The following is a 25,427-nucleotide window of genomic DNA, read 5'->3' on the forward strand; positions in this document are numbered from 1 at the left end:
ACCATCAATCTACCAAACGACCGATCGGCGAACCACCGTCGAGGTCCCGGGGCGTGGCGATCACGCTACCGTCGGCGCACGGACGGAGGCTCAGACGGTGAGCCCGGCGTCGGCGCCGGCATTGATGGCGCGCACGAAATCGGCGGGCGTCTCGGCGTCGCCGAGGACGCGGAGGTCGACGCCCTCGGCGGCGAGGTCGGCCGCGACCTGCGATCCGGTCGCCCGCCAGCCGATGGCCAGCGCGACGAGATCGGCCGCCACGGTCTCCTCGGCCGCGTCGTCGTCCCCGGCCGGCCGCCACCGCACGAGCCCTGGTTCGATCCCGACCACCGTGGCGCCGGTGAGGATGCGGACTCCGTCACGCGCCAGCTGTTTCACCAGCTGCCGCCGCGTGATCGCCTCGATGCCGCGGCCGATGCTGCGGCGCATTTCGACGATCGTCACGTCCGCACCCCGCGCGCGCATCAGCTCGGCGGTCTCGCAGCCGGTCGCGCTGCCGCCCACCACGACCAGCCGGGTGCCCGGCGCCACGTCGATCTCGCCGCGCAGCAGGCGTTGTGCGTCGTGCACGTGCGGCGCGGCGATGCCGGGCACAGGCGGAACCAACGGCACCGCACCGGTCGCCACCACCACGACGTCGGGCCGCTGCTCGGCCACCGTCCGCGCGGAGACCGGCGCCGACGTCCGCAGATCCACCCCCAGCTCCGCGAGCCGGCGGGCCTGGAAATCCCGGTATCGCAGCACTTCCCGCTTGCTCGGGGCCGCGCCCGCCACCGCGAGCTTGCCGCCCAGCGCGGCGTCGGCCTCCCAGAGCGACACGTCGTGGCCCCGCAGCCGCGCGATCCGCGCGGCCTCCAGCCCCGTGGGTCCCGACCCGACCACCATCACCCGGCGCGGCGCCGCCGCCGGTTCGACGGCCCAGGTGAGTTCGCGGCCCACCTCCGGGTTCACCGAGCAGCGCGCCCGCTCGCCGCGTCCGACCAGGTCCACGCACGCGTTGCACGCGATGCACGGCCGCACTTCGCCGAGCCGCCCGGCGCGCACGAGGTCCGGCCAGTCCGGTTCGGCGATCAGGCCGCGGCCGAGCAGCACCAGATCCGCGTCGCCCGAAGCCACGATCTCGGCCGCCAGCGCCGGATCGTCCAGCCGGCCCACCGCCATCACCGGCACGGACACCGCCTCGCGCACCGCCCGCACGAGCGGACGCATGTGGCCGCGCGAAACCGCCATCGGCGCGAGGGTCTCGTGCAACGTCAGCCAGGTGCCCGACGACACCGAGATCGCCGCGACTCCCGCTTCCTGCAACAGCTTCGCGACCGCGACCGCCGAGTCGAGGTCGAACCCGCCCGGCTCGGCGTCGGTGCCGTTGAGCCGCCAGACGAGCGGCAGGTCCACCGCCGCGACGATCGCGCGCGCCACTTCGAGCGAGAAGCGTGCCCGGTTCTCCAGCGAGCCGCCGTAGCCGTCCTCACGGTGGTTGTGCTGCGGCGAAAGGAAATTGGACGGCAGGTAGCCGTGGGCACCGTGCACCTCGAGGTAGTCGAAGCCCGCCTCGGCTGCCAGGCGCGCGGCCCGCGCGTAGTCGGCCACGATGCGGTCGATCTCCGGCACCGTCAGCTCGTGCGGCGTCGGCGAAGCCGAGTTCAGCGGCACCGGCGACGGCGCCACCGACGGCCCGGCCACCACCTGCCGGCCGGGATGCATGAGCTGGACGCCGGTCACGGCCCCGTGCGGACGCACCGCCTCCACGATCCGCCGCAGCCCCGGCACGTGCTCCGGCGAGCACAGGCGCGGCTCGGGCCCGACCGTGTCCGCGGAGACCAGGCACCCCTCCACCGTGATGGCGCCGACCCCGCCCTCGGCCCGGCGCCGGTAGTAGGCCACGGTGTCGTCGGTGATGTAGCCGCCCTGATCGAGGCACGTGCCCATCGGTGCCATCACCAGCCGGTTGCCGAACGTCACGCGCCCGACCTCGATCGGCGTGAACAGCACGTCGGTCGGGCTCACGGCAGCACCCGCAGCGCCGCCACCGGACACGCTTCGACCCCCATCTCGGCGATGTCCTCCTCCCCCGGCGGCACCTCGTCCGCCGGGCCGACGCCGGAGAACCCGTCCTCGTTGAGGGGGAACAGATCCGCGTCGATGATGTAGCACTGCGCGTGGCCCTGACACACGTCAGGCACCTGGCCGATCTTCACGAGGACCTCCGTGCGTCGTGCGTGACCGGGAGGGCTTCCATGGCCCGCGACGCCAGGCTCGCCTTCCACTGGGGCTCGCCGGCGAGCGAGAGATCCGGCATGCGCGCGAGGATCCGGCTCACGGCGATCCGCGTTTCCATCCGCGCGAGCTGCGCGCCGATGCAGGCGTGGATGCCCTTGCCGAACGCGAGGTGCGGGTTCGGCGCGCGGCCGAGGTCCAGGGTGTCCGGGTCGGTGAACTTCGCCGGATCGCGGTTGGCGGCGGCGAGCACGAGGTGCACCCGCTCGCCGGGTGCGATCTTGCGGCCGCCGACCTCGGTTTCCGCGACGACCCACCGGATCAGGACCTTGATCGGCCCGTCGAAGCGCAGCAGCTCCTCCACCGCGGGCCCGATCAGCTCGGGTTCGCGGCGCAGCCGGTCGAGGTCGGCGGGCCGGCGCAGGAGCGCGAGCAGTGAGTTGGCGATGGAGTTGGTGGTGGTCTCGTGGCCGGCGAACAGCAGCAGCGCGCACATCGCCACCAGCTCGTCGTCGGACAGGTGGTCGGCGTCGCCGTCGTGCGCCATGAGCGCGGACAGCATGTCCTCCCCCGGGTCCGTGCGGCGCTTGTCGATGAGCGCCCGGATGTAGGCGTCCATTTCCCGCAGGCCGCGCAGCGCCCGCTCGTGGCGCTCGGCCCGCGCGTCGCCACCCGCGCCGAAGGCCACCAGGGCGAGCTCGTCGGACCACTCGCGGAAGCGGTCGCGGTCCTCGGGCGGCGCGCCGAGCATCGTGGCGATCACGGTGGTGGGCAACGGATACGCGATGTGCTCGATCAGGTCCTGCGCTCCGGAGCCGCGCAGGAACCCGTCGATGTGCTCGTCGACGATCCGGGTGATCAGGCCGTCCATGCGCGCGATCCCCTGGCCTTTGAACGCGCCCGCCGCGAGCTTGCGCAGCCGGGTGTGGGCCGGCGGGTCGGAGACCACGAGCCAGCTCGACATCAGCGCGAGCACCTCGGTGGTCGCCGCGGGCCGTTCGCGCCCGGCCGCCAGCAGCGGTCGGACGCGGTCGCTGGAGAACGCCTTGTTCTGGAAGGCCGCCGACACGTCGGCGTAGCGCGTGAGCAGCCACGCGCGGTGGCGCGAGCTCCAGTGCACCGGGTCGGCGCCGCGCAGCTCGTGCAGCATCGGGTACGGGTCGGCGCTCGCCGCGGGCTCGAGCAGGTCGTCGGGCACGGCGGGATTTTCGGTGGCAGCCATGGGGTTCCTCTCAGGCTCCGGCGGCGGCCGGCTGCGCGAGACTCCGCGCCAGCCCGAGCCGGTCGCGGACGATCCAGCCGCTGATCTCCCCGCCGTGGGCCGTCACGAGGCCGACGAGGTGCAGGGTCGCGGACGTGCCGACGGCCGCCGCACCGGCGTCCGGGCCGAGCCCACCGGCGTACGCCCCGGTCGCGGTGACCCGGAACGCCACGTGCTCGCCCGCGGAGAACAGTTCGTCCACTCGCGTCGAGACGTCCGTGAGCAAGGCGGGCCCCGCGTCGCCGTCGTCGAAGTGGACCGCACCGGCCGAACTGTCCGGCCCGACCGCCGCCCCGGCCGCGAGCCACTGGCGCACCACGGTTTCCGCGGCCGGGTTGGCCGGCTCGGCCACCGTGTCCCACGGCGCCGGCGCGGGCGCGCCGACCACGGCCGGGTTCCCGGAACTCAGCTGACGGCGCCGGGAAAGGTAGTCCTGTTCGACGAAGTTCGTCTCGAGCCGGCGGCCGTTCCAGCGGTAGAGCCCGAGCCCGGTCCACACCGCGACCTTGCCGTCCCGCGCGCGCCGGCCGTGCTCGGAGAACCGCATCGCGAGCCGCTCCCCGTCGGTCACGATGGCGTGGACCGTGAGGCACAGCCCGGGAAACTGCTCGAACTGCCGCTGCGCCGCGGGCAGGTACGCCTCGTCGCGGCCGGCGACCTCGTGCGGCCCCATGCGCAGGACGTACCCGGGCTCCATGATGTCCGCGCACACCGACACGTCGTGGCGGTTGGTGTAGTCGTTCACGTAGCGGCGCATCAGCGCCACGAACGGCTCCGGGCGGCTGGTCATCAGCGGCCCTCGAACCGCGGCGCGCGCTTGCCGAGGAAGGCGGCGATGCCCTCGGCGGCGTCCGCGGTGGCGTGCAGGGTCGTGAGCGCCGCCGTCGAATGGTCGAACTCGCCGCGGTCCACGCCGCGGTTGACCAGGTTCTTGCCGCTGGCCACGGCGAGCGGGGCCATCGCGGCGAACCGCCCGGCCAGCGCTCGTGCGGCCGGCATCAGCTCCGCGGCGGGCACCACCTTCTGCGCGAGGCCGATCCGCAGTGCCGTGTCCGCGTCCACCCGCTCGCCGCCGAACATCATCAGCTTCGTCCAGTGCCGGCCGATCACAGCGGGCGCGCGCAGCACGCCGAACCCCGGCACCAGCCCCACGGCGCACTCGGGCATCCCGAACGTGGCCGTTTCGGCCGCCACCACCACGTCGCACGCCAGCGCGAGCTCGCACCCGCCGCCGAGCGCGAAGCCGTTCACGGCCGCGATGATCGGCAGCGGCGACTCCTCCACCGCGGCGAACGTGCGCATGCAGTCCTGCTGGAACTCGCGCTTGGCGACGACGTCGGTCAGGTCGGCGAAGCTCGCGATGTCACCACCCGCCGAAAACGCCCGGTCCCCCGCGCCGGTGATGATCACGGCGCGGGTGCGGCCGTCGGAAGCCAAGTGCGCCAACGTGTCCCTGAGCTCGGGCCAGAACTCGCGGCCCATCGCGTTGAGCTTGCCCGGCGTGTCCATCGTGAGCACCGCGACCGCACCCGAACCGTTGCCGGGGTCGTCGGTCTCGACCCGCAACGTGCGGGCCGCGGCGGGGTTCCAACTGCTCACGCGAGTCCTCCCAGCGCGATGTCGATGCTCGTCGCGATCACGTCCCGCGTGCGGGCCGGCTCGATCACGTCGTCGAGCGAAAGGTGCGCGGCGGCCTCCCACGGCTCGGCCTCGCTGACCCATTCCGCGGTGAGCTCGGCGACCAGCGCCGCGTGCGCCTCGGGCCCTTCCTCGGCCAGCACGCGCTCCAGCCGGCGCCGGTGGATCGTGCGGATGCCGGTCTCCGGCGCCATGAACCCCAGCTCCGCACTCGGCCACGCGTAGAGGAAGTCGGGTTTCGTCGGGCGCCCGCCCATCGCGAAGTGGCCGCCGCCGTAGGCCTTGCGCAGCACCACGCCGACCTTCGGCACGGTGGCCTCCGCGATTGCGGACACGAGCCCTTCGTAGCCGTGCAGGATGCCGCCGCGCTCGGCCTGGGTGCCGATCATCAGGCCGGGCACGTCGTGCAGGAACACCAGCGGCAGGCCGAACGTGTCGCACAGCCGCACGAACGTGCGCTCCTTGTTCAGGCTCGGCGGTTCCAACGCGCCGGCCCGCACGATCGGCTGGTTGCCGATCAGCCCCACCGGGCGGCCGTCGATCCGCGCCAGGGCGCACAGCAGGCTCGGGCCCCAGCCGTCGGCCCACGGCAGCACACTCGCCTCGTCGGCGAGGCACGCGAACACGTCGCGCATGTCGTAGCCCGAGCGCGGGCCGAGCGACACGATCGTCTCGAGCTCACGCGGGTCGCGCGCCGGCGGCCGCGGGGGCGCGAGCGGCGGCTTCTGCGTGGAGTTCTGCGGGAGGTAGGACAGGAACGCGGCGATCGCGTCGATGGCGTCGGCTTCCGTGTCCACCACGAGGTGGGCGTTGCCGGCTTCGGTCGCCGCGGCCGGGCCGCCGAGCTCGGTGTCGGTCACCTTCTCCCCGATGGCCGGCTCGACCACCGACGGACCGGACAGCGCGATCGAACCGCTGCGCACCATCACCACGAAGTGCGCGGTCGAGGCGTGCAGGGCCGAGTCGCCGTAGCTCGGGCCGAGCACGGCCGCGGCCCTCGGCACGACCGGTTCCCCGGGCGGTGGCTTGAGAAACGTGGTGAAGTCCAGGGGCAGACCGGAAAACCGCCAGCCCGACACGTCCGGCATCCGGCCGCCGTCGGCGTCGCAGAGCAGGACCAGGGGGAAGCCGTGGCGTTGCGCGTGTTCGATCAGCCGACCCTGCTTGCGCATGCTGATCGGCGCGGTGGTGCCCGCGACCACGGAGGAGTCGATGCCGATCACGCCGACGCGCCGGCCGTCGAGCAGCCCGAACCCGGTCACCACGGCGTCGCCGGGAATCGGCTTCTCGCGGCGCAGCTCCGGCAGCGCGAGCGCGCCGATCTCGAACCACGAACCGGCGTCCACGAGCAGTTCGATCCGCTCGCGCACGGGCAGCCGCCCCGATTCCCGGTGCCGGCGCAGGCCCTCGGGCCCGCCGCTGGCGTGGGCCGCGGCCTGCTTCTCGCGGAGCACCGCGAGCCGATCGGCCATCGTGACCTCGGCCGGTTCGCCGTGAACCTCGCGATCGCCCTGATCTCCGGCCGAGCCGTCCGCCGAGCCCTCGTGCACGGTGCTCCTCGTCGTCAAGGGACCTCCCTGGCCGCATCGGTCGTGCGGGGGTGAACCGCCACGCCCGCGAGCGAAGTGGTCCGCCCTCGGCGCCGACTCTAGACTATCAGACGACCGGTTGGTAGACAGTTCTCCACGGGGTCGCCGACGAGCGCGGCGCGACCTCCACACAGGTGTGCGGCACCGGCACCACGGACGTGAGGGATACGGACATGCCAGAGGGAACCGTCCTCGTGGCGAACCGCGGTGAGATCGCCGTTCGCATCATCCGCGCGTGCCGCGAGCTCGGCCTGCGGTCCGTCGCCGTGTACAGCGACGCCGACGCCGGCGCCCTGCACGTGCGGCTCGCCGACGAGAGCCACCGCATCGGCCCGCCGCCCGCCCGCGCGTCCTATCTGGACATCGACGCGGTGCTGGGCGCGGCGAAGGCGACCGGCGCGAACCTCGTGCACCCGGGCTACGGCCTGCTCAGCGAGGACGCCGGGTTCGCCGAAGCGGTCACGGCGGCCGGGCTCACGTTCGTCGGGCCGTCGGCCGAGGTCATCGCGCGCATGGGCGACAAGGTCGCGGCGCGCGAAGTGGCCGAAGCGTGCGGTGTGCCGGTGCCGCCGGGCACCGGTGATCTCACGGCCGAAGCGGCTCCCGCCGCGGCCGAGCGCATCGGATTTCCGTTGGTGGTCAAGGCTTCGTTCGGCGGTGGCGGGCGCGGCATGCGTGTGGTGACCGCCGCTGCCGAGCTCGCCGACGCGATGGCCTCGGCCGCGCGGGAAGCCGAAGCAGCGTTCGGCCGGGCGGAGGTGCACCTCGAGCGCTACCTCGCGCCGGTGCGCCACGTCGAGGTGCAGGTGCTCGCCGACAGCCACGGCCGCGTTCTCCACCTGGCCGACCGCGACTGCTCGGTGCAGCGCCGGCACCAGAAGCTCATCGAGGAGGCGCCGGCGTTCGGCCTGCCGGACTCGCTGCGGGCCGCGCTGCGCCAAGCGGCGGTGAAGCTCGCGCGCGAGGTCGGGTACGTCGGCGCCGGCACCGTCGAGTTCCTCGTGCTGCCCGCGACCGGCGAGTTCTTCTTCCTGGAGATGAACACGCGCCTGCAGGTCGAGCACGGCGTGACCGAGCTGGTGACCGGCCTCGATCTCGTGGCGACGCAGCTGCGCGTGGCGCTCGGCGAGCCGCTGCCGTTCACGCAGGAGGACGTGGTGGTGCGCGGGCACGCGATCCAGGCGCGCATCGCGGCCGAGGACCCGGCCGCGGGTTTCCGGCCGGCCCCGGGCCCGGTGGCGGACCTGGCCGTGCCCACCGGCCCCGGCATCCGCGCCGACTTCGGCGTCGAGGCCGGCGATGCGGTGCCCGCGATGTACGACTCGCTGTTCGGCAAGGTCCTCGCCCACGGCCACGACCGCGACTCCGCCCGGCGGCGGCTCATCGGTGCGCTGGGCGAGCTGCGGGTCGCGGGTCCGCCCACCACGGCGGCGTACCTGCGCACGATCCTCGGCTCGGCGTTGTTCGCCGAAGGCCGGCACGACACGGGTTCGGTCGAGCGGGACTGGGTACCGGACGCGACCGAAGCGGCTCCCGCGCCGACGCCCTCGGCCCCCGCTGCCCCGGGCGCGGTGCCCGTGCGGCGAGTCCGCATCGCGACCGACCGCGGGCCGGTGGAGATCGCGATCCACGGCCGCGCCGCGCGTCCCGGCGTTGTCACCGGAGCTTCTTCGCGCCCTGCGCGCGAGGGTGGGGCGAGCGCGGCCACCGCGTCGGCCGGCGGGCCGCCGACGGCGCCGATGGACGCCACCGTGGTCGCCGTGCGGGTCGAACCCGGGCAGGAGATCGCCGCGGGCGAGGTCGTCGTGGTGCTGGAGGCGATGAAGATGGAGATGCAGGTGCGCGCGGAGGTGGGCGGGGTCGTCGGCTCCGTCCTGGTCTCCCCCGGCGCCTCGGTGACCGCCGGAACGCCGCTGATCACGCTCGATTAGGACCGCCGGTCACGCGGGCCCGGCGGCGACGATCGGGATGCCGGGCCCACCGCCGTCGACCCGGATGCGCTGGGCCGTCAGGTAATCGGCGTCGGCCGAGGCCAGGAACGCCACCACCCCGGCCACGTCCTCCGGCCGGGCCACGCGGCCGAACGGGTACCGCGCGTCGAGGTCGGCGATCGTCGGCGCCCCCGACGCCGCGACGAGCCGCTCGCCCATGTCGGTGGCCACCAGTCCGGGCGCGACCACGTTGACGCGGATCCCGTGCCGGCGTTCCTCGAAGGCCAGCGTGCGCGCGGCGGCCTCCATCGCGGCCTTCGCCATCGTGTACGCGGCACCTCCCGCCGGCGTCGTTTCGACGATCGCGCTCGACACCACGATCACGTCGCCACGCTCGGCCGCGCGCAGCCCCGGCAGCAGTGCCCGGATCAGCGCGAGCGGGCCGAGCGTGTGCACCCGCAGCAACCGCAGGTACTCCTGTTCGTCGGTGTCCGCGACGGCGGTGCCGCGGCTCGCGGTGCCGGCGTTGCTCACGAGCAGGTCGACCGGGCCGAGGTCTTCGCCGATCCGCCGCACCATGGCGGCGACGGCGGCCTCGTCGTCCACCGACGCCTGGTAGGCGACGGCGGTCCCGCCCTCGGCCGCGATCCCCGCCACGACCTCGTCGGCGGCACCGGAATCCCGCCGGTAGTTCACCGCGACGGCGGCGCCGTCGGCCGCCAGCCGCGTCGCCACCGCGCGGCCCAGGCCACGCGAACCACCGGTCACGAGCGCGACGCGGCCGGCCAGTGGCGCGGAGTCGGAGGACATCGGACTCTCCTCGGTTGTCGAGTTGTGCTGTCGAATTTGTGTGTCGAGGTGTTCGGCCGCGTGCCGCTCAGAGGCGGGTCGCGGCGTCGAGCCGCACCACTTCACCGTTGAGCAGCTCGTTTTCCATGAAGCTCGCCACCAGTTTGGCGAAGTCTTCCGGACGCCCCAGCCGTTTCGGGAACACGTGCAGGTCCATCAGCGCGGCGCGGCGCTTCTCGTCGGCGCCGGCCAGCATGCCGGTGTCCATGATCCCGGGGCACACCGTCATCACGCGCACACCCCACAACGCGAGGTCACGCGCCAGCGGCAGCGTGAGCGCGACCAGCCCGCCCTTCGACGCCGAATACGCGGCCTGCCCGGCCTGGCCCTCCAATGCGGCGGCCGAGGAGACGTTCACGATCAGCCCGCGCTCGCCGTCCGGCCCGGGTTCGTTGCGGGCCATCACCGCGACGGCGTGGCGCAGCACGTCGAACGCGCCCACGAGGTTGATCTCGATCGTGCGCCGGAAGAGGTCGAGCGGGTGCAGCTCGCCCTTGCGCGACAGCACGCGCGCGGCCGGGCTGATCCCGGCCGCGTTCACGCACACGTCGAGCCGGCCGAACCGATCCGCGACCTGGGCCACGGCCTTCTCGACCTCGGCCTCGTCCGCCACGTCGGCCGGTACGAACAGCGCGGCTTCGCCGAGCTCGGCCGCGAACTCGGCGCCGGCCGAGGACGGGAGGTCCAGAATGCCGACCCGGCCGCCGCCGGCCACCAGCATCCGCGCGGTGCCGGCGCCGAGGCCGGACGCGCCGCCGGTGACCAGGCCGACGGATCCGGACACCTTCACTTGATCACGGCCCCGGCGTCGACGGGCAGCGCCACCCCGGTCACGTACCGGGCCTCGTCGCTGGAGAGGAACAGCACGGCGTTGGCGATGTCGATCGACTCGACCCACGGCACCTGCAGCGCGTTGAGCGACAGGAAGCCCGGCATCGCCTTCTCGCGCGTCGGCTCCGGGTCGTCCGGCGCGAACATTCCCCACGTGCCGGGATTCTGGATCATGTGGGTGTCCACATTGGTCGGGTGCACGGTGTTCACGCGGATGCGGTGCCCGGCCAGCTCGTTGGCCATCGTGCGCATCAGCCCCACGATGCCGTGTTTGGCGGCGACGTAGTGCGCCACCTGCATGATGCCCTTCAGCCCGCCGATCGAGCTGGTGAACACCATCGACCCGCCGCCGCGGCGCATCAGGTGCGGCACCGCGGCCTTCGCGGTGTGCCAGACGCCGGTGAGGTTGACGTCGAGCATGTCCTGCCACATGTCCTCGGTGAGCTCCCAGGACATGCCGTAGGTGGCGATGCCGGCGTTGGCCACCACGATGTCCAGGCCGCCGAACCGCTCGACGCCCTCGTCGAGCGCGGCCTGCAGGTCCTTGGCGTCGCGGACGTCGGCCTTGCTCGCCATGATGTTCCCGCCGAGCTTCTCGACCAGTGCCGTGGTCTCGGCCAGGTCCTCTTCGGTGGCCGGCGGGTACTTGTCCACCGTCTCGACCGCCGCGCACGCGTCGATCGCGATGATGTCGGCGCCTTCTTCGGCCAGCCGCAGCGCGTGTGCGCGGCCCTGCCCGCGTGCCGCGCCCGTGATGAACGCGACCTTGCCCTCGACCCGTCCCGCCATGTCCGCCTCCTCTGGTGGAAGAAACTCGTTGCCGTGCAAAGACTTCCGGTCAGTACCGCAGTGTCCCGGCGAACGCGGGGAGCCGCTGCCCGAGCACCGCCTCGGCCGCCGTGATGCCCGAGCGCGCGGCCTTGTCGATCCCGATGCCGCGGGCGCGTGTGGTGTCGCCGGCCAGCCAGAGGCCCTCGACGCCGCGGACCCGGGTGTCGGGCCGGACCGGGCCGACCAGCCCCGGTTTCGTGATCACGCCGTAGCTGGTGACGACGTGCGGCTTCGTCCACAGCGCCCCGCGCGCCGCCGGCAGCATCTCCTCGATGTCCTCCCACAGCTCGGCGAACTTCCGGTCGAGCCAGGCCCGGTCGCCGTAGTGGGTGGTCGCGTCGAACGAGGCGCCGACGCACGTCAGGTACTCCCCGGCGGGTGAGACCCCGCCGTCGTAGCCGGTGAAGTTGAGGGTGAAGCCGGGCAGGCCGCAGCGGGGCGTGGACAGGAACGACGCCATCTCCCGCTCGGTCATCGCGATCACCGGCTCCTTCGCCGCGATCCAGTAGCCGATCCAGCAGGCGCGGTTGCGGTTCGCGGCCAGCATCCGGATGCGCGCCGCGAGGTCCCACGGCAGCACGTCGTCGTCGAACAGCCGCAGCAGATCCCACACCGGCGCCGACACGACCACCTGCGGCGCCTCGATCTCCTCACCGTCGCGCAGCGTCACGCCGCGCACGGCGCCGTCCCGCACGTCGACCCGGCGCACCGGCGCGGACAGCCGGAGCTCGCCACCCTTCGCTTCGTACGCCTCGACCAGGTTGTGCCACAACGCGTCCCAGCCGCCCATCGGCCAGAACGAGTACCCGGCCGTGCGCCGCGTCGAGTAGTGCAGCTTGCGCGTGTAGAGGTTCTCCGAGGCCGAGTGTTCCCACGGCCGCAAGGTGATCTGTTCCAGCACGGAAATGGCTTCCCACACCGTGTACACGCCTTCGTCGGAGGTGTACTGCGCCATCCACTCCCGCAGCGAAGCGTGGTTCCAGTTCTCCAGCTCCTCGTACGACGTCTCGTTCAGCGCCTGGATGCACCGCTTGAGGCCCTGCTTCGCGCTGCCCGCGTACTGCTCCTGGATCGGCGCCCAACCGCGGCCGTTGGTCCAGAACGGCATCGAGTCGCTGCGCTCGGAGTGCACGAGGTCGAGCCCCAGCTGCGCGCACACCTTCGTGAGCGAGTCACCGGGATCCTCGACGAGGTGACTGCCGAGGCCGAGCTGGTGGCCCTGGTACCGGTACTCGCGCGCCCGCCCGCCGAGGTAGGCGTGCTTTTCCAGCAGCAGCACGCGTTGGCCTCGTTCGGCGAGCAGCGACGCCGTGACCAGGCCGGACACGCCCGCGCCGAGCACGATCACGTCGTAGGACAAGAACCCTCCTCCTGCCGGGTGTTCATGGAGCGACGACGTCGGCGACCGCCCGCAGCGGCGCGTCGAGCAGTTCGAGCACGGTCCCGTCCGGATCGCGCAGGTACACCACGCGCACCGGACCCCACTGCTTCGGCCGGTTCCACAGCCGCTGCCCGCCGGCCGCCTCGGCCCGGGCCAGGGCGGCGTCGACGTCGTCGACCCGGATGCCGAGGTGCGGCAGCCGCGCGGCGGGTTCCGGCGCGGCACACCACTGCGGCGCGGGATCGGCGAACTCGAACAGCTCGATCCCACTGCCGTCCGGGAACCCGAGCAGGGCGACGCGCACCTCGCGCTCGGTGTTCATCGCCAGCGCGGCCGCACCGGGGTCGAGCGTGAACTCCCGCGCGAGCGGTTCGGCGCCCAGTTCGCGGTAGAACGCCACGGCCCGCTCCAAATCCGCCACGCGCACGCCGAGGTGGTGCAGCCCGCCCGTCACACCGACCGTCACACGGACCGGCCGCGATCCGCCCAGTACGCCCGGCGCAGGTCGCGCTTCAGGATCTTCCCGGTGGGCGCCTTGGGCAACGCCTCGACGAACTCGACCGACCGCGGCTTCTGATACGAAGCCAGGTGCTGCTTGGCGGTCGCGATGATGTCGGCTTCGGTGGCCGTCGTCTCGGGCTTGAGCACCACGAACGCCTTCACCGCCTCGCCCCACTCGTCGTCGGGCACGCCGATCACCGCGCACTCCAGCACCGACGGGTGCTTGTTCACCGCCTCCTCGACCTGGATCGAGTAGATGTTCTCGCCGCCGGAGATGATCATGTCCTTGGCGCGGTCGACGATGAACACGTACGACTCGTCGTCCCAGGTCGCGATGTCGCCGGTCCACATCCAGCCGTCGCGGATCGTGTTCGCGGTGAGGTCGGGCCGGTTGAGGTAGCCGAGCATGTTGGCCTCGGAGCGCACGATGATCTCGCCGGCCGTGCGGCCGTCCTTCGGCACCTCACGCCCGTCGGGGTCGACCACGCGCACCTGCGTGACGAACCCTTCGCGCCCGCACGACATCAGCCGTTCCGGGTGGATCCCGCGCACGGCGTCGAGGTGGTCCTCCTGCGACAGGAAGCACATCGTGGTGCCCTCGGTCTGGCCGTAACCCTGGATCAGCGTGCAGGGGAACTGGTCGAGCGCCGCCTTGACCACCGACGAGGGCATGGGCCCGCCGCCGTACTGGATGTTGCGCAGCGCGGAGATGTCGTAGGACGAGAAGCCCGGCACGGCCATCATCCAGTTGAGCATCGTCGTGATGCCGAGGAACGCCGAGACGCGTTCCTCCTGGATCAGCTCCAGCGCCGTGCGGGCCTCGAAGTTCATCAGCACCAGCGGGCAGCCGTGGCGGTGGTAGTTCATCGAGAGCACCACCGGGATGTGGTACATCTGCCCGGTCAGCATGTACACGTCGGTGGCGACGATCCGCTCGGCCACGGTCTGGTTGAGCATCCCGAACGACACGCTCGTGTGGCTGTGCAGCGCGCCCTTCGACTCGCCGGTGGTGCCGCCGGTGTAGAGGATGAAAAACGGGTCCGCGTCGCCGACCGAGGACGACTGCACCGGCTCGTCGGTGCTGCTGCGCGCCAGCAGGTCTTCGTAGCTGCCGTCGCCGGAAGCGCCGTACTGCAGCCAGTTCGGCACATCGACCGAGGACTGCAGCTGCTTCGCGGTGTCGAGCCACTCGTCGGAGGTGATCACCGCTTTCGGGGCCGCGTCCGCCACGATGCGGGTCAGCTCGGGTGCGCCGAGGCGCCAGTTGAGCGGCTGCGTGACGAGCCCGGCCCGCCCCGCCGCGTAGTACAGCTCCTGGTACTCGATCGAGTTCTTCGCGAGGATCGCGACCCGGTCGCCTTTCGCCAGGCCCAGGCCGCCCTCGCCGGCCAGCCCGTTGGCGAGGCGGCGGACGCGTTCGTCGAGTGTTCTCCAGTCCATCCGGCGCCCGCTGGGGGCGTCGACGATCGCGTCCCGGGTGGGGGTGAGCGCGGCCCACTTCTCCGGGATCCGTCCGATGTTGACCATGGGTGTCCTCTGGCTTCGGGAGTGCGGGGATCAGGGGCGTGCTCTGCGGTGGGGCCGCTCGGTGCTCGGTGTTCGCGTGCTCAGTAGGGCAGGTCGAGGTAGATGTGCCGGGTCGCGATCAGCCAGCGGTCCCCCTGCTTCACCAGCTCGTCGCGGTACCAGCCGCTGGAGAGCACCTGCACGGCGCCGTTCTCGATCGACAGCAGCGTGAGGTTCGCGGTGGTCGCGGCGCTGTCCGGGGTTTCCTTGGTGAGCACCAGGTTCGAGAGGTTGTGCCGGCGCTGGTCGGTCTGCGCGACGAGCGAGTCGGCGTGCAGCTTCCGGATCGCCTCGCGGCCCTCGAACGGCCCGATCGTGTCGCCTTCGCGGCCGATCTGCATGGTCATCGTCGCCGTTTCCGTGAACTGGTCGGCGATCAGGTCCACGTCGTTCTCGTCGTAGCCCCAGGAAGCCTTGCCCAGGACGTTTTCGATCTCGGCGCGTGCGGTCATGACGGGTCTCCTCAGGCGGGCGTGAAGGTCAGGGGCAGCGTTCCGGGAGCGCGGGTGAACACGCCGTACTCGGGTGGGGCGGCGCCGTCGAACCGGATGTCCTGCATGGCGTCGAGCAGCTGCGCGATCCCGATGTCGAGCTCGGTCTTGGCGAGCATCGCGCCCACGCAGAAGTGGCGGCCGAGGCAGAACGCCGTGTGGTTGGCGCCGGCGGTGTAGGCGCGGCCCTGGTCGAGATCCGGGCGCCGCAGGTCGAACGAGTCGGGATCGGCGTACTTGGCCGGGTCGCGGTTCGCCGCGCCGATCAGGCACGTCACGGTTTTGCCGGCCTCGACGACCCCGCCCGAGAGCTCCACGTCCTCGGCGGGCTGGCGCATGATCATGTGCACCGGCGGGGAAAACCGCAGCGTCTCGGCGAAGGCGGCCGCGATCAGCGAGTGGTCGGCGCGCACCGCCGCGAGCTGGTCGGGGTGTGCCACGAGGTTGCGCATCAGGCTGGCGATGGCCTTGTCGGTGGTCTCGCCGCCGGCGGTGAGCAGCAGGCTGCAGAACGCCTTGATCTCCTCGTCGGTCATCCGCACGCCGTCGATCTCCGCCGAGCAGAGCGTGGAAAGCAGGTCCTCGCCCGGGTTTTCGCGGCGCTGCCGGATGATCGGCAGCAGGTAGCCCTCGAACTCCTCCTTGGTGCGGATGCCCTCGGCCATCACCTGTTCGTCACCGGAGAGGTTGGACAGGAAGGCCATGATCGAGCTGTACCAGCGGTGGAAGTGCTCGTGGTCGGACTTGGGCAGGCCCAGCATGTCCACGATCACGTTGATCGGGAACCGCGTCGCGTACTGGTCGACGAGGTCGACCCGCCCGTCGTGGCGGAACTGCTCGATCAGGTCCCGGGAGTTCTGCTCGATCACCGGCAGGAACTTGGTCATCAGGTCCCGCCCGCGGAAGGCCGGCGCGACCAGGTTGCGGTGCGTGGAGTGCTCACGCCCGTCCATCTGCAGGATCGTGCGGCCGTGCACCGGCTCGAGCTGCCAGTCGTAGTTGTGACTGGTGAACACCGGGTCCTTGAAGGCCCGCTCGACGTCGGAGTAGCGGCTGATCACGTAGCTCTGCATGCCTTCGTGCCAGATCAGCGGGTGGTCTTCGCGCATAACCCGGTACGCGCGGTACGGATCCGCGGCGAACTCCTCAGACAGGATGTCGGGTGCAGCGGTGGCGCCTGCGGACATCGGCGTCCTCCATGACGTCGTCGTCACTGACTAACGGCCGTTTGGTAGCGGTGAGATTAGCACCACACGAGTGGCCCAACAAGAGTCACCAACCAACCGTTTGACAGAGGTAAGCCGGCTTGCCATGCTCCACGAAGGACTGGTGCAGGGAGGCTGCAGTGCACGACGAACGCGGCTCGCGGCCCCCGGGCCCGCCGGACTTCCCCCGATCGGTCGGACTCTGATGGGGCGCGCGCTCGTGGTGGGCGGCACCGGTCCGACCGGGCCGCCGATCGTCGAAGGCCTGCTCGCGCGCGGCCACGACGTGACCGTGTTCCACACCGGCCGGCACGAAGTCGCGGAGCTGCCCGACGTTCCGCACGTGCACGGCAGCCCGTTCGAGGCGGCCGACATCGCGCGGGCGGTGGGCTCGGGCGAGTGGGACCTCGTGGTCGCGGCGTACGGCCGGGTCCGGCTGATCGCCGACGCCGTGGCGAACCGCTGCGGGCACCTGGTCGTGATCGGCGGAGTGCCGGTGTACCAGGGCTACGTGAACCCCGGCTCGCGGTTCCCTTACGGCGTGCGGCTTCCCGTGCGCGAGGACACGCATCCGCTCGTGGCTCCCGACGAGCCGCGGTTCGCCGGCTACAGCACCGGCCCGATCCGGCGCACCGAGGACCACGTGTTCGCGCTGGGCGCCCAGGGTGCGTTCGCTGCCACCTACCTGCGTTACCCGACGGTGTACGGGCCGCGGAACCCGTACGCGTGGGAATGGCACGTGGTGCGGCGTGTGCTCGACGGCCGGCCGTGGCTGATCCTGGCCGACGGCGGCCACGGCGTGCACTCGCGCGCCGCCGCGCGCAACGCCGCGCAGGCCGTGCTGCTGGCGGCCGACCGGCCGGAAACGGCGGCGGGCCAGGCGTACAACGTCGCCGACGACGAGCTCGTGACCGTGCGGCAGTGGGCGCAGCTCGTGGCGCGCGCGGCGGGCCGGGACCTGGAGATCCGGTCGCTGCCGCGGGAACTGCCCAGCCCCGGGCTGGCGGTGTCGGCGTTCGGCGGCCAGGAGTCGCCGACGTGTGTCGTGGACACGACCCGGCTGCGCGAGGACCTCGGCTACCGCGACGTGGTGTCGGTGGCCGACGGGCTCGGCGAGACGGTGGAGTGGATGCTGGCGAACGAGTCTCACCTGCGCACCTCCCGCACCACGGATCCGTTCGACTACCCGGCCGAAGACGCCCTCGTCACGGCCTACACGGCGGCGCTGGCGAGCCTGGCTCCGCAGACCGCGCCGTTCGGCACCGGCATCGCGGCCATGGAGATGGTGCAGACCGCGAAAGGCCGGGCTTCCCAGGACGGTGTCAGGACACCAGGATCTGGCGCCGCACCTCGCGGGTGTCGTACCACGTCGTGACTTTCGCGATCCGCCCGGCGCGCAGGTCGAACACGTCCAGCGCGGCGAACGCGATCGGCCGGCCGTCGCGCAGCCGGCCGGTGAAGTCGATTTCCGTGACCACGGCCTCGTCGGCTTCGATCCAGCGCGTGACGCGGTCGGTGTGTTCGGCGTAGTTTTCCAGCAGCCGCGCGAAATGCGCGATCGCGGCTTCGCGGCCGAGCACCGGGGCCGCACCGACGGTGTGGATCTCCACCTCGTCGGCGAAGACCTCGGCCAGCTCCGCGAAGCGTTCGGCGTTGAGCGCGGCGAAGTAGCCGCGCACCACGGCGGTGTTCACGAGTCGACCAGCTTCTTCAGCTCCGCCATCGCCTGGAACGACCACTTCGCCAGCGACGGGTCGCCGAACGCGGTGATGTTCCACATCACGAGGTGGCGCAGCCCGGCTTCGCGGTACTCGAGGAGCTGCTCGGCCACCTGCTTCGGCGTGCCGCAGAACGCGTAGTGGCGCACGACCTTCGGCGGGATCGCGTCGATGATCCGCAGCGATTCGGCGCGCGACACGGCGGTCGGGATGAAGTCGTGGAAACCGGACCCGCCGGGCCCGCCGTCCAGCGGCGGCTCGACCCCGAGGTCGCGGAAGACCTTGGCGGGCAACAGAACGCACAGCGCGCGCACGAGCGGGGCCTCGGTGAGCCGCTGCACCGTCTCCTCGTCGGGCCCCATGAGCAGGTACCCGAGCATGCCCGGCGTGATCGCCGCGGGATCACGATCCGCGTCCTGCGCCGACTGCCGGATCGTGGTGAGCGAGGCGGCGTACTCGGCCGGCGACATCTTGGTGGGCAGCCAGCCGTCGGCCCGGGTCCCGGTGAGCTCGAGCATGCGCGGGCCGTGCGCGGCCGTCCAGATCTCCGGCGGTTTCCCTTGGTAGGGCTGCAATCCCAGCACGGCGTTCTCGAGCGTGTGGAACTTGCCGGCGTAGTCGACGGGGCCGTCGGCCTCCCACAGCAGGCGCATCACGTCGATGCCCTCGGCCAGCTTCGCCACCGGTTTGTCGAAGGACATCCCGTACGGCGTGACGTTGAGCCGCTCCCCCGAGCCCAGCCCGATGATCGCGCGGCCCTGCGTCACGTGGTCGAGCGTGAGCGCGCTGGCCGCGGCCATGGCCGGGTTGCGCCGGATCAGGTCGGTCACGACCACGCCGACCTTGATGCGCTCGGTCTGCGCGCCGACCACGCCCATCATGATCAGCGGGTCGAAGTACGCGTGCGGATTGGGCTGCACCGCGGCCAGCGGCGTCAGGTCCGGGGTCCACATGGTGTCGGCGTGCCAGCCCATGAGGTGATCGGGCCACCACACGGCGTCGAAGCCCTCGGCCTCGCTGCGGCGCGCGAACTTCACCGCGGCGTCGGCCGGCGGCATGATCTGCCCGGGCACCCCGAGCTGCAGGCGCTCCACTCAGTACCGCCACCCTTCGCCGAACGTGGGGATCCGCGCGCCGAGGTAGTCCTCGACGCAGGTGAGCGCGGCGCGGGCCGCGCGGTCCGTGCCGACACCGCGGCTGCGGAAGGTCTCGCTGGCGAACCAGAGCCCCTCGACGTTGGGCGCCCGCCAGTGCGGCCGGTACTTCCCGACGAGGCCGGGCATCTGGATCACGCCGAAGCTCGGTTCGAACACGAGGTGCCGGCGCCGCCAGACCGGCTTCGCGAAGCCCGGCCACATCGTCTCGGCGTCGCGTTCGAAGGCTTCCATGGTGGCGCGGCACCACTCGCGGTCGCGGCCCTTCGCACCGGGGATGATCGCGCCGAGCACGTGCAGGTGCGTGCCTTCGGGCGAGCACGACGGGTCCATCGCGGACTGGTCGAACATGAACCCGGAGCAGTCGGTCGACGGCGTCGCCGTCCACGTGGAGAGCTCGCGCGGGTCGTACTGCGTGACCGGCTCCTCGGTGGCGAGGTAGAGCCCGAGCCAGGCGATGCGGAACTTGTCCTGCGCCAGGAACTCGATCTGCGAGGCGTACCACTCGGGCAACGCGCTGCGCGGCACCACGTTCAGCACGTTCCACACCGGCAGCGTGGAGATCACCGCCGAGGCCTCGAGGATCTCCTCCTCGAAGAACTCGTTGGGCAGCACCTTCGGCTCGCGGGCCACCGCGACGCCTTTCACCGCACCGTTTTCGATGATCACGCGCTCCACCGAGGCACCGAGGCGCAGCTCTCCGCCGTGCTCGGTGATCGCGTCGGCGAGGTCGCGCCACAGGCCGTCCCAGCCCTGGCCGGGCCAGCACGAGTAGGCGGCGGTGTTGCGCTCCTCGTAGTGCATCTTGCGCACGTACAGGTTGTCGCTGGCCGAGTGGTCGTACCAGTTGTCGGTCATGCACTCGAGCACGGAGATGAACTCGAACAGGTCCACCACACCCTGGTCGGACGTGTGCTGGTGGATCCACTCGCGCAGCGAGCGGTCGTCCCAGTCGTCGAGCGCCTCGTAGGGCGTGTCGGCCAGCGCCTTCACGACCTTCTTCAGCTCGGCGCGGTCGGTGTAGCGGTCGCGGATCGAGCCCCAGCCCGACGCGTTGTCCCAGATCGGCATCTCCTTGCTGACCTCACCGTGGATCAGCTTCTTGCCGACGTGCTCGAACACCTTGGTGAGCCCGGACCCGCCGTCCTCGATCAGGTGGCCGCCGAGGTTGAGGGTGAACCCCTCGTCGGGCACGGCCATCGCGCGCCCGCCGGGATAGGGGCTGCGGTCGAGGACCACGACCCGTTTGCCCTCGCGGGCGAGCAGCGCGCCCGCGCACAGGCCGGCGGCTCCGGCCCCGATCACCACCACGTCGTAGCTCGACACGGCATCACCCTTCTTCACCGCGTTTCCGCTTTTTTTCGCGGCCGACCTGGACCTTCCGGCTTGTCCACCTTCGAGTACCCGCGCTAGTTTGTCAAACGGTCGGTAGATAGAGCGGTCGGTCGCCGAAGGAGTCGCCGATGACCAGTTCGCGGGATCTCGAGGTGGCGCCCGTCGCCGCCACCACGCTCGGCGATCTGGTGCGGCGGCGGGCCCGCGCGCATCCCGATCGCGAAGCCCTCGTCTTCCCCTCGGAACGGGCTACGTACGGCGCTTTCGCCGCCCGCGTCCGCGAGTTCACGCGCGGCCTGCTCGGGCTGGGGGTGCAGCCCGGCGACCGGGTCGGGATCCTGCTGCCGGCCTCGGTCGACCTGCTCGCGATGCTGGTGGCCGCGACCGAGACCGGCGCGATCGCGGTGCCGGTGAACGCGCGGTTCAAGCCGGTGGAGCTCGCCGGTGTCGTCACGCACTCCGGGATGTGCGTGCTCGTCACGGCCCCGCCGCAGGCCGGTGAACCGGATTTCGTGGCCGTCCTGCGGCGGACCTTTCCCGACGGCGCTTGTCGTATCGTGCACCTGGGCGGCCCGGGCGGGCCCGGACTGCTGTCGGGGGCGGAGTTCCTGGCCGGCTGTGTCGACCCGGCCGAAGCCGCCCGGGCGGCGGCGAGCGTGCGCGTGCGGGACCCGGCGCTGCTCGTGTACACCTCCGGCACCACGGCGGCGCCCAAGGGCGCGCTGCTCAGCCACGAGGCCCTCACGCGGCTCGCCGACGGCATCGCCCACGAGCGGATGCCGCTCACGGCCGAGGACCGGGTGTGGACCGCGATCCCCCTGTTCCACGGCGGCGGCATCACGTTCGCCCTCACCTGCCTCACCGCCGGCGCCACCTTCGTGCACCCGCGGTTCTTCGACCCGGCGACCACCCTCGACCTGCTGGTCCGCGAGCGCGTGACGATCGCGCTCGCGGCGTTCGAAACGATCTGGCTGCCGGTGCTCGACCGGCCGGACTTCGCCGAGCACGACCTTCGCCGGATCCGGGTGGTGATGGTGGTGGGCGTGCCCGAGCGGCTGCGCGCGATGGCGGCGCGGCTGCCGCGCGCCGTGCACGTGTCGTGCGTGGCGATGACGGAGTCGGCCGCGTTCCTCACGCTCAACCGCCTCGACGACCCGCCGGACAAACGCGCCGAGACCGGCGGGCACCCGATGCCAGGGATGCGGTGCCGGGTCGTGGATCCCACCGGCGCGGACGTCCCGCCCGGCGTCGCCGGCGAGCTGCTTTTCCGCGGCCCCAACACCTTCGACGGCTACTTCCGCGACCCGGACCTCACCGCCCAGGTCTTCGACGACGCCGGCTGGTTCCACACCGGCGACGTGGTGGTGGCCGACCCCGACGGGCGGCTCACGTTCGTGTCACGGCTCAAGGACATGCTCAAGGTCGGCGGCGAAAACGTCGCGGCAGCCGAGGTCGAGGGGCACCTGCTCACGCACCCCGCGGTGGCGATCGTGGCCGTGGTGGCGGCGCCCGACGCCCGGTACGTCGAGGTGCCGGCGGCGTTCGTGCAGCTCAAGCCGGGCCACGAGGTGAGCGAGCAGGACCTGATCGACCACTGCGTCGGGCGGATCGCGTCGTACCGGGTGCCGCGGTACGTGCGGTGGGTCGAGGAGTGGCCGATGTCCGGGACGAAGATCAAGAAAGCCGTGCTGCGCCAGTGGATCGCCGACGAGCTGGCCGCGGCCGGCATCACGGAAGCCCCGAAGGTGCGCTCGTGAGCGCCACCATCCCGGAGCTGCTCGACCGCTGCGCCGCCACCGCCGGCTCGCGCGAGGTCGTGTTCCCGGACGGGCGCGTCACCTACGCGGAGCTCGCCGCTCGCGCCCGCCGATGGGCCGGGGCGTTGTGGGAACACGGGATCCGCCCCGGTGACCACGTCGGCGTGCTGCTGACCGGCGGCGTCGCCAGCGTGACCACCTGGCTGGCCGCGGCGTACCTCGGCGCGGTGACCGTGCCGGTGAACCCGCGCCTGAAGGCGGCGGAACTCGGGACGATCCTGGCGCACGCGGATGTGCGGTTGTTGTTCGCGGATCCGGCGTTGGGGGCGGTGCTCGCGGAAGCGTTGCCGGGGCTCTCGCCGGGTTCCGCGGCTGACCCTGCGCTCGGTTCGCGGCTGGGAGTCGCCGAGCCCGCGGCAGACCCAGCGCCCGCCAGCTCGCGGCCGGGAGTCACCGACTCCGCCACAGGCTCAACACCCACCCACTCGCAACCGGGGCTCACCGAGCCCGCGCCGGACCCAGCGCCCACCGACTCGCGACCGGAACTCACCGATCCGGGGTTCAGGGCCGTTTCCGCCGACATGCCTCCGGAGTTCACCGAGCCCGCGGCAGACCCAGCGCCCGTCGGCTCGCGGCTGGGAGTCACCGAGCCCGCGGCAGACCCAGCGCCCACCCACTCGCGACCGGAACTCACCGATCCGGGGTTCAGGGCCGTTTCCGCCGACATGCCTCCGGAGTTCACCGAGCCCGCGTCAGACCGCGAACTCGCCGGCACCACCTCGGACCCCACCCCTCCTGTCGCCAACGCCAGCCGACGACTCCACGCTTCGGGGCCTGGGCCCGGTTCCGTCGGTACACGGACCGGGCTCCCGGCGTCCCGCCCGCTGTCCTTGCGGGCCGCGCCGGTGTTGCGCACGATGGTCGCCCTGGGGTCCGGGGTGGTGCCCGCCGGGTGGGTCTCGCTCGCGGCGTTCGAGGCGGTGGCGGGCGAGCCACCGCCGGTCACCGTGCGGGCGGAGGATCCCGCGTTGATCCTCTACACCTCGGGCACCACCGCGCAGCCGAACGGCTGCGTGCACGACAACGCTTCCCTTGTCGCCGAAGGGGAAGCCGTCGCCGAGCGGCTGGAGCTGCGGCCGGACGACCGATTCTGGACGGCGCTGCCGATGTTCCACTGCGGTGGCTACGACGTGGCGCTGGCCGCGCTCGCGGCGGGCTGCGCGATGGTCCACACGGGACCGTTCGAGCCGGGCGCCGCGCTGCGTCAGCTGGCCGAAGAGCGTTGCACGGTGGCGTTTCCGGCGTTCGAGACGATCTGGCTGCGCGTGCTCGACCACGCCGACTTCCCCCGCACCGACCTGAGCGCGCTGCGGCTCGTGCTCAACGTCGGGGCGCCCGAACGGCTGCGCGCCATGCAGGCGCGGATCGAGCCTGCCGTGCAGATGTCCTCGCTCGGCTCGACCGAGTCCCTCGGCTTCTGCTGCGTCGGCTCCCCCGCCGACCCGGCCGACGTCCGCGCCACCACCAGCGGCAAAGTCCTGCGGCACATGGAAGTCCGCGTCGTCGACCCGGCGACCCGCCGGCCGGTGCCCCCGGGCACCCGCGGCGAACTGCAGTTCCGCGGCACGTCCAGGTTCTCCCACTACCACCGCGACCCGGCCCTCACCGCCGACCGCGTCGACGACGCCGGCTGGTTCTCCACCGGCGACCTCGTGGTCGCCGACCCCTCCGGCCGCCTCTCCTTCGTCTCCCGCCTGAAGGACATGCTCAAAGTCGGCGGCGAAAACGTCTCCGCCGCCGAGGTCGAAGACTGCCTCGCCACCCACCCCGCGTGCGGCCTCGTCCAGGTCGTCGCCGCCCCGGACGCCCGCCTCGGCGAAGTGGCCGCCGCCTACGTGCAGCTCCGCCCCGGCGAGGCCGCGACCGAAGCCGCCCTGATCGCCCACTGCCTGGGCCGCATCGCGACCTTCAAGGTCCCCCGCTACGTCCGCTTCGTCACCGACTGGCCCATGTCGGGCACGAAGATCCAGAAGTTCCACCTCCGCGCCCGCATCGCCGCCGACCTCGCGGCGGCGGGCATCACGGAAGCGCCACGGTTGTCGTCACGGACGGCACGGCCTCCGGAGGGCGATCGGTAGCCAAGTCGTCCGCCGCATGAACGTCGCGCGAGATGCCGCTGTGAAACACGAGCACCTCACCGCCCCGGTCGTTTCACCGCCTGTCCCACCAGAAAGGTCTCCAACCGTTCCACGCCGAGGCGCGCGAGGTCTTCGGTGACGAAGCGGTAGAGGTGTTCCATGTCCGGCAGCCAGACCGCGCAGTGCAGGTTGAGGCTGCCGGTGGTGGCGAAGGCGCCGTGGACCGCCGGGTGGTGGGCGAGTGTGCGGCCGGTAGCGTCGAGGTGGCCGGGTGGGACCTGCATCGTGATGTTCGCGTCGATGCGGAGGCCGAGGCGGTGCGGGTCGACGAAGGTCTGGGTGAGGAACTGGCCGGTGGCGCGCAGGGTGGCGAGGCGGCGCCGGACCGTTGATTCGGGGTGGTGCACCTCGGCGGCGACGGCGGCGGCCGGCAGGCGCGCGTCGCGTTCCAAACTCGTGATGATCGCGGCGTCCACGGGGTCGACGGGGCGCGCGGAGTCCGAGGTGGACACGAAGTCGAGGTCGGCGCGCTCGGATTCGGTGAGCACGTCGAGCCGCCAGTCGCCGGAGTCGGCGAAGACGTGCATCACGGCCTCGGCGCGCACGGCGGTGACCGCGCTCGTGGCGGGCAGGCGGCGGAAGACGAGGCTGTCGCGGCCGCTCGGGTCGGACCGGACGGCGGCCGAGATCTCGTCGCCGCTGTGCGAGATGTCGAGGTAGGGCACGTCGTCGCGCGCGGCGAGGGCGGCCGCGACGGCGTCGATCCGGCCGCGCAGCACGCGGACGCGCAGCATCGTGGCACCGGCGGACGCGTCGCGCGGGCGGACCGCCACCACGCGCACCACGCCGGTGTCCTGCAACGCACGAAGCCGGCTTCGCACGGTGCGCTGGCTCAGCCCGAGGACCGCCGCCGCGTGCTCGATCGACACCCGGCCGTCGCACTGCAGTGCCGCGACCAGCCGCCGGTCCTGCTCATCCAGCACACTTTCGCTCACCATCTCCCGATCCTGTCACCAGTTTCGCTCAACAACACC

General features: G+C 72.2%; 22 protein-coding genes. 4 read left to right on the forward strand and 18 right to left on the reverse strand.

Annotated elements, in window-relative coordinates; translation table 11 throughout:
* Positions 1 to 90 precede the first annotated feature (90 nt).
* Genes VSH64_RS19310 through VSH64_RS19335 form a run of 6 tightly spaced genes read right to left on the reverse strand, consistent with a single transcriptional unit; the run spans position 91 to position 6,684 of the window.
* Complete coding sequence (locus tag VSH64_RS19310) at positions 91 to 2,007, reverse strand: oxidoreductase (protein WP_326837021.1); 1,917 nt, start codon at positions 2,005 to 2,007, stop codon at positions 91 to 93.
* Positions 2,004 to 2,198, reverse strand: coding sequence for a ferredoxin (locus VSH64_RS19315; protein ID WP_326837022.1), 195 nt, complete (start codon positions 2,196 to 2,198; stop codon positions 2,004 to 2,006). Before VSH64_RS19315 ends, VSH64_RS19310 begins: the two co-directional genes overlap by 4 nt.
* A complete protein-coding gene (locus VSH64_RS19320) occupies positions 2,195 to 3,439 on the reverse strand; it encodes a cytochrome P450 (RefSeq protein ID WP_326837023.1) in 1,245 nt (414 codons plus the stop codon). Before VSH64_RS19320 ends, VSH64_RS19315 begins: the two co-directional genes overlap by 4 nt.
* Before the next feature lie 10 nt (positions 3,440 to 3,449).
* Positions 3,450 to 4,268 carry a nuclear transport factor 2 family protein gene (locus VSH64_RS19325; protein ID WP_326837024.1) on the reverse strand — a complete coding sequence of 273 codons (819 nt, stop codon included), beginning with the start codon at positions 4,266 to 4,268 and terminating at the stop codon, positions 3,450 to 3,452.
* Positions 4,268 to 5,077, reverse strand: a complete 810-nt coding sequence (locus VSH64_RS19330; RefSeq protein WP_326837025.1) for an enoyl-CoA hydratase/isomerase family protein — start codon at positions 5,075 to 5,077, stop codon at positions 4,268 to 4,270. The genes VSH64_RS19325 and VSH64_RS19330 overlap by 1 nt, the downstream gene beginning before the upstream one ends.
* Positions 5,074 to 6,684, reverse strand: a complete 1,611-nt coding sequence (locus VSH64_RS19335) for an acyl-CoA carboxylase subunit beta (RefSeq protein WP_326837026.1) — start codon at positions 6,682 to 6,684, stop codon at positions 5,074 to 5,076. The genes VSH64_RS19330 and VSH64_RS19335 overlap by 4 nt, the downstream gene beginning before the upstream one ends.
* A 194-nt stretch (positions 6,685 to 6,878) precedes the next feature.
* On the opposite strand from VSH64_RS19335, the gene VSH64_RS19340 reads away from it, so the two are divergent.
* Positions 6,879 to 8,636 (forward strand): acetyl/propionyl/methylcrotonyl-CoA carboxylase subunit alpha, encoded by a 1,758-nt coding sequence (locus VSH64_RS19340; RefSeq protein ID WP_326837027.1) that lies wholly within the window; start codon positions 6,879 to 6,881, stop codon positions 8,634 to 8,636.
* Between the two features lie 9 nt (positions 8,637 to 8,645).
* Here the strand turns inward: VSH64_RS19340 and VSH64_RS19345 are convergent, their stop codons facing one another.
* From VSH64_RS19345 to VSH64_RS19380, 8 genes are all read right to left on the reverse strand, one after another.
* Positions 8,646 to 9,446 carry an SDR family NAD(P)-dependent oxidoreductase gene (locus tag VSH64_RS19345; RefSeq protein WP_326837028.1) on the reverse strand — a complete coding sequence of 267 codons (801 nt, stop codon included), beginning with the start codon at positions 9,444 to 9,446 and terminating at the stop codon, positions 8,646 to 8,648.
* 67 nt (positions 9,447 to 9,513) lie between these two features.
* Entirely contained in the window at positions 9,514 to 10,269 is a 756-nt protein-coding gene (locus VSH64_RS19350; protein WP_326837029.1) for an SDR family NAD(P)-dependent oxidoreductase, read from the reverse strand.
* 2 nt (positions 10,270 to 10,271) lie between these two features.
* Positions 10,272 to 11,105, reverse strand: a complete 834-nt coding sequence (locus tag VSH64_RS19355) for a mycofactocin-coupled SDR family oxidoreductase (RefSeq protein ID WP_326837031.1) — start codon at positions 11,103 to 11,105, stop codon at positions 10,272 to 10,274.
* A 49-nt stretch (positions 11,106 to 11,154) separates the two neighbouring features.
* A complete protein-coding gene (locus VSH64_RS19360) occupies positions 11,155 to 12,507 on the reverse strand; it encodes a phytoene desaturase family protein (RefSeq protein ID WP_326837033.1) in 1,353 nt (450 codons plus the stop codon).
* A 22-nt stretch (positions 12,508 to 12,529) separates the two neighbouring features.
* Positions 12,530 to 12,994 (reverse strand): VOC family protein, encoded by a 465-nt coding sequence (locus VSH64_RS19365; protein WP_326837034.1) that lies wholly within the window; start codon positions 12,992 to 12,994, stop codon positions 12,530 to 12,532.
* A complete protein-coding gene (locus tag VSH64_RS19370) occupies positions 12,991 to 14,556 on the reverse strand; it encodes a class I adenylate-forming enzyme family protein (RefSeq protein ID WP_326837035.1) in 1,566 nt (521 codons plus the stop codon). Before VSH64_RS19370 ends, VSH64_RS19365 begins: the two co-directional genes overlap by 4 nt.
* Positions 14,557 to 14,636: 80 nt before the next feature.
* Complete coding sequence (locus tag VSH64_RS19375) at positions 14,637 to 15,047, reverse strand: nuclear transport factor 2 family protein (RefSeq protein ID WP_326837036.1); 411 nt, start codon at positions 15,045 to 15,047, stop codon at positions 14,637 to 14,639.
* A gap of 11 nt (positions 15,048 to 15,058) precedes the next feature.
* Positions 15,059 to 16,273 (reverse strand): cytochrome P450, encoded by a 1,215-nt coding sequence (locus tag VSH64_RS19380; protein WP_326837037.1) that lies wholly within the window; start codon positions 16,271 to 16,273, stop codon positions 15,059 to 15,061.
* 223 nt (positions 16,274 to 16,496) lie between these two features.
* On the opposite strand from VSH64_RS19380, the gene VSH64_RS19385 reads away from it, so the two are divergent.
* Entirely contained in the window at positions 16,497 to 17,666 is a 1,170-nt protein-coding gene (locus VSH64_RS19385) for an NAD-dependent epimerase/dehydratase family protein (RefSeq protein ID WP_326837038.1), read from the forward strand.
* Here VSH64_RS19385 and VSH64_RS19390 read toward each other — a convergent pair.
* The 3 genes from VSH64_RS19390 to VSH64_RS19400 are packed head-to-tail and all read right to left on the reverse strand — an operon-like array spanning position 17,614 to position 20,507.
* A complete protein-coding gene (locus tag VSH64_RS19390; protein ID WP_326837039.1) occupies positions 17,614 to 17,985 on the reverse strand; it encodes a nuclear transport factor 2 family protein in 372 nt (123 codons plus the stop codon). The genes VSH64_RS19385 and VSH64_RS19390 overlap by 53 nt on opposite strands.
* Positions 17,982 to 19,103 carry an LLM class flavin-dependent oxidoreductase gene (locus VSH64_RS19395; RefSeq protein ID WP_326837040.1) on the reverse strand — a complete coding sequence of 374 codons (1,122 nt, stop codon included), beginning with the start codon at positions 19,101 to 19,103 and terminating at the stop codon, positions 17,982 to 17,984. Before VSH64_RS19395 ends, VSH64_RS19390 begins: the two co-directional genes overlap by 4 nt.
* On the reverse strand, positions 19,104 to 20,507 hold the full coding sequence (locus VSH64_RS19400) for a phytoene desaturase family protein (protein WP_326837041.1): 1,404 nt from the start codon (positions 20,505 to 20,507) through the stop codon (positions 19,104 to 19,106). It lies immediately after the preceding gene.
* Between the two features lie 119 nt (positions 20,508 to 20,626).
* Here VSH64_RS19400 and VSH64_RS19405 point away from each other — a divergent pair, with 119 nt between their 5' ends.
* Positions 20,627 to 22,255 (forward strand): class I adenylate-forming enzyme family protein, encoded by a 1,629-nt coding sequence (locus VSH64_RS19405; protein ID WP_326837042.1) that lies wholly within the window; start codon positions 20,627 to 20,629, stop codon positions 22,253 to 22,255.
* Positions 22,252 to 24,393 carry an AMP-binding protein gene (locus VSH64_RS19410; protein WP_326837043.1) on the forward strand — a complete coding sequence of 714 codons (2,142 nt, stop codon included), beginning with the start codon at positions 22,252 to 22,254 and terminating at the stop codon, positions 24,391 to 24,393. Before VSH64_RS19405 ends, VSH64_RS19410 begins: the two co-directional genes overlap by 4 nt.
* Positions 24,394 to 24,449: 56 nt before the next feature.
* On the opposite strand, the gene VSH64_RS19415 is transcribed toward VSH64_RS19410, so the two are convergent.
* Positions 24,450 to 25,391, reverse strand: a complete 942-nt coding sequence (locus tag VSH64_RS19415; protein WP_326837044.1) for an AsnC family transcriptional regulator — start codon at positions 25,389 to 25,391, stop codon at positions 24,450 to 24,452.
* Positions 25,392 to 25,427 lie beyond the last annotated feature (36 nt).

It is taken from the genome of Amycolatopsis rhabdoformis (genome assembly GCF_035918295.1).
Taxonomy (GTDB): Bacteria; Actinomycetota; Actinomycetes; order Mycobacteriales; family Pseudonocardiaceae; genus Amycolatopsis; species Amycolatopsis rhabdoformis.

Coding starts and splice junctions, on each gene's coding strand:
- VSH64_RS19380 (WP_326837037.1), bottom strand. CDS start 16,273: ATGTCCGCAGGCGCCACCGCTGCACCCGACATCCTGTCTGAGGAGTTC.
- VSH64_RS19320 (WP_326837023.1), bottom strand. CDS start 3,439: ATGGCTGCCACCGAAAATCCCGCCGTGCCCGACGACCTGCTCGAGCCC.
- VSH64_RS19355 (WP_326837031.1), bottom strand. CDS start 11,105: ATGGCGGGACGGGTCGAGGGCAAGGTCGCGTTCATCACGGGCGCGGCA.
- VSH64_RS19405 (WP_326837042.1), top strand. CDS start 20,627: ATGACCAGTTCGCGGGATCTCGAGGTGGCGCCCGTCGCCGCCACCACG.
- VSH64_RS19345 (WP_326837028.1), bottom strand. CDS start 9,446: ATGTCCTCCGACTCCGCGCCACTGGCCGGCCGCGTCGCGCTCGTGACC.
- VSH64_RS19375 (WP_326837036.1), bottom strand. CDS start 15,047: ATGACCGCACGCGCCGAGATCGAAAACGTCCTGGGCAAGGCTTCCTGG.
- VSH64_RS19385 (WP_326837038.1), top strand. CDS start 16,497: ATGGGGCGCGCGCTCGTGGTGGGCGGCACCGGTCCGACCGGGCCGCCG.
- VSH64_RS19415 (WP_326837044.1), bottom strand. CDS start 25,391: ATGGTGAGCGAAAGTGTGCTGGATGAGCAGGACCGGCGGCTGGTCGCG.
- VSH64_RS19340 (WP_326837027.1), top strand. CDS start 6,879: ATGCCAGAGGGAACCGTCCTCGTGGCGAACCGCGGTGAGATCGCCGTT.
- VSH64_RS19370 (WP_326837035.1), bottom strand. CDS start 14,556: ATGGTCAACATCGGACGGATCCCGGAGAAGTGGGCCGCGCTCACCCCC.
- VSH64_RS19325 (WP_326837024.1), bottom strand. CDS start 4,268: ATGACCAGCCGCCCGGAGCCGTTCGTGGCGCTGATGCGCCGCTACGTG.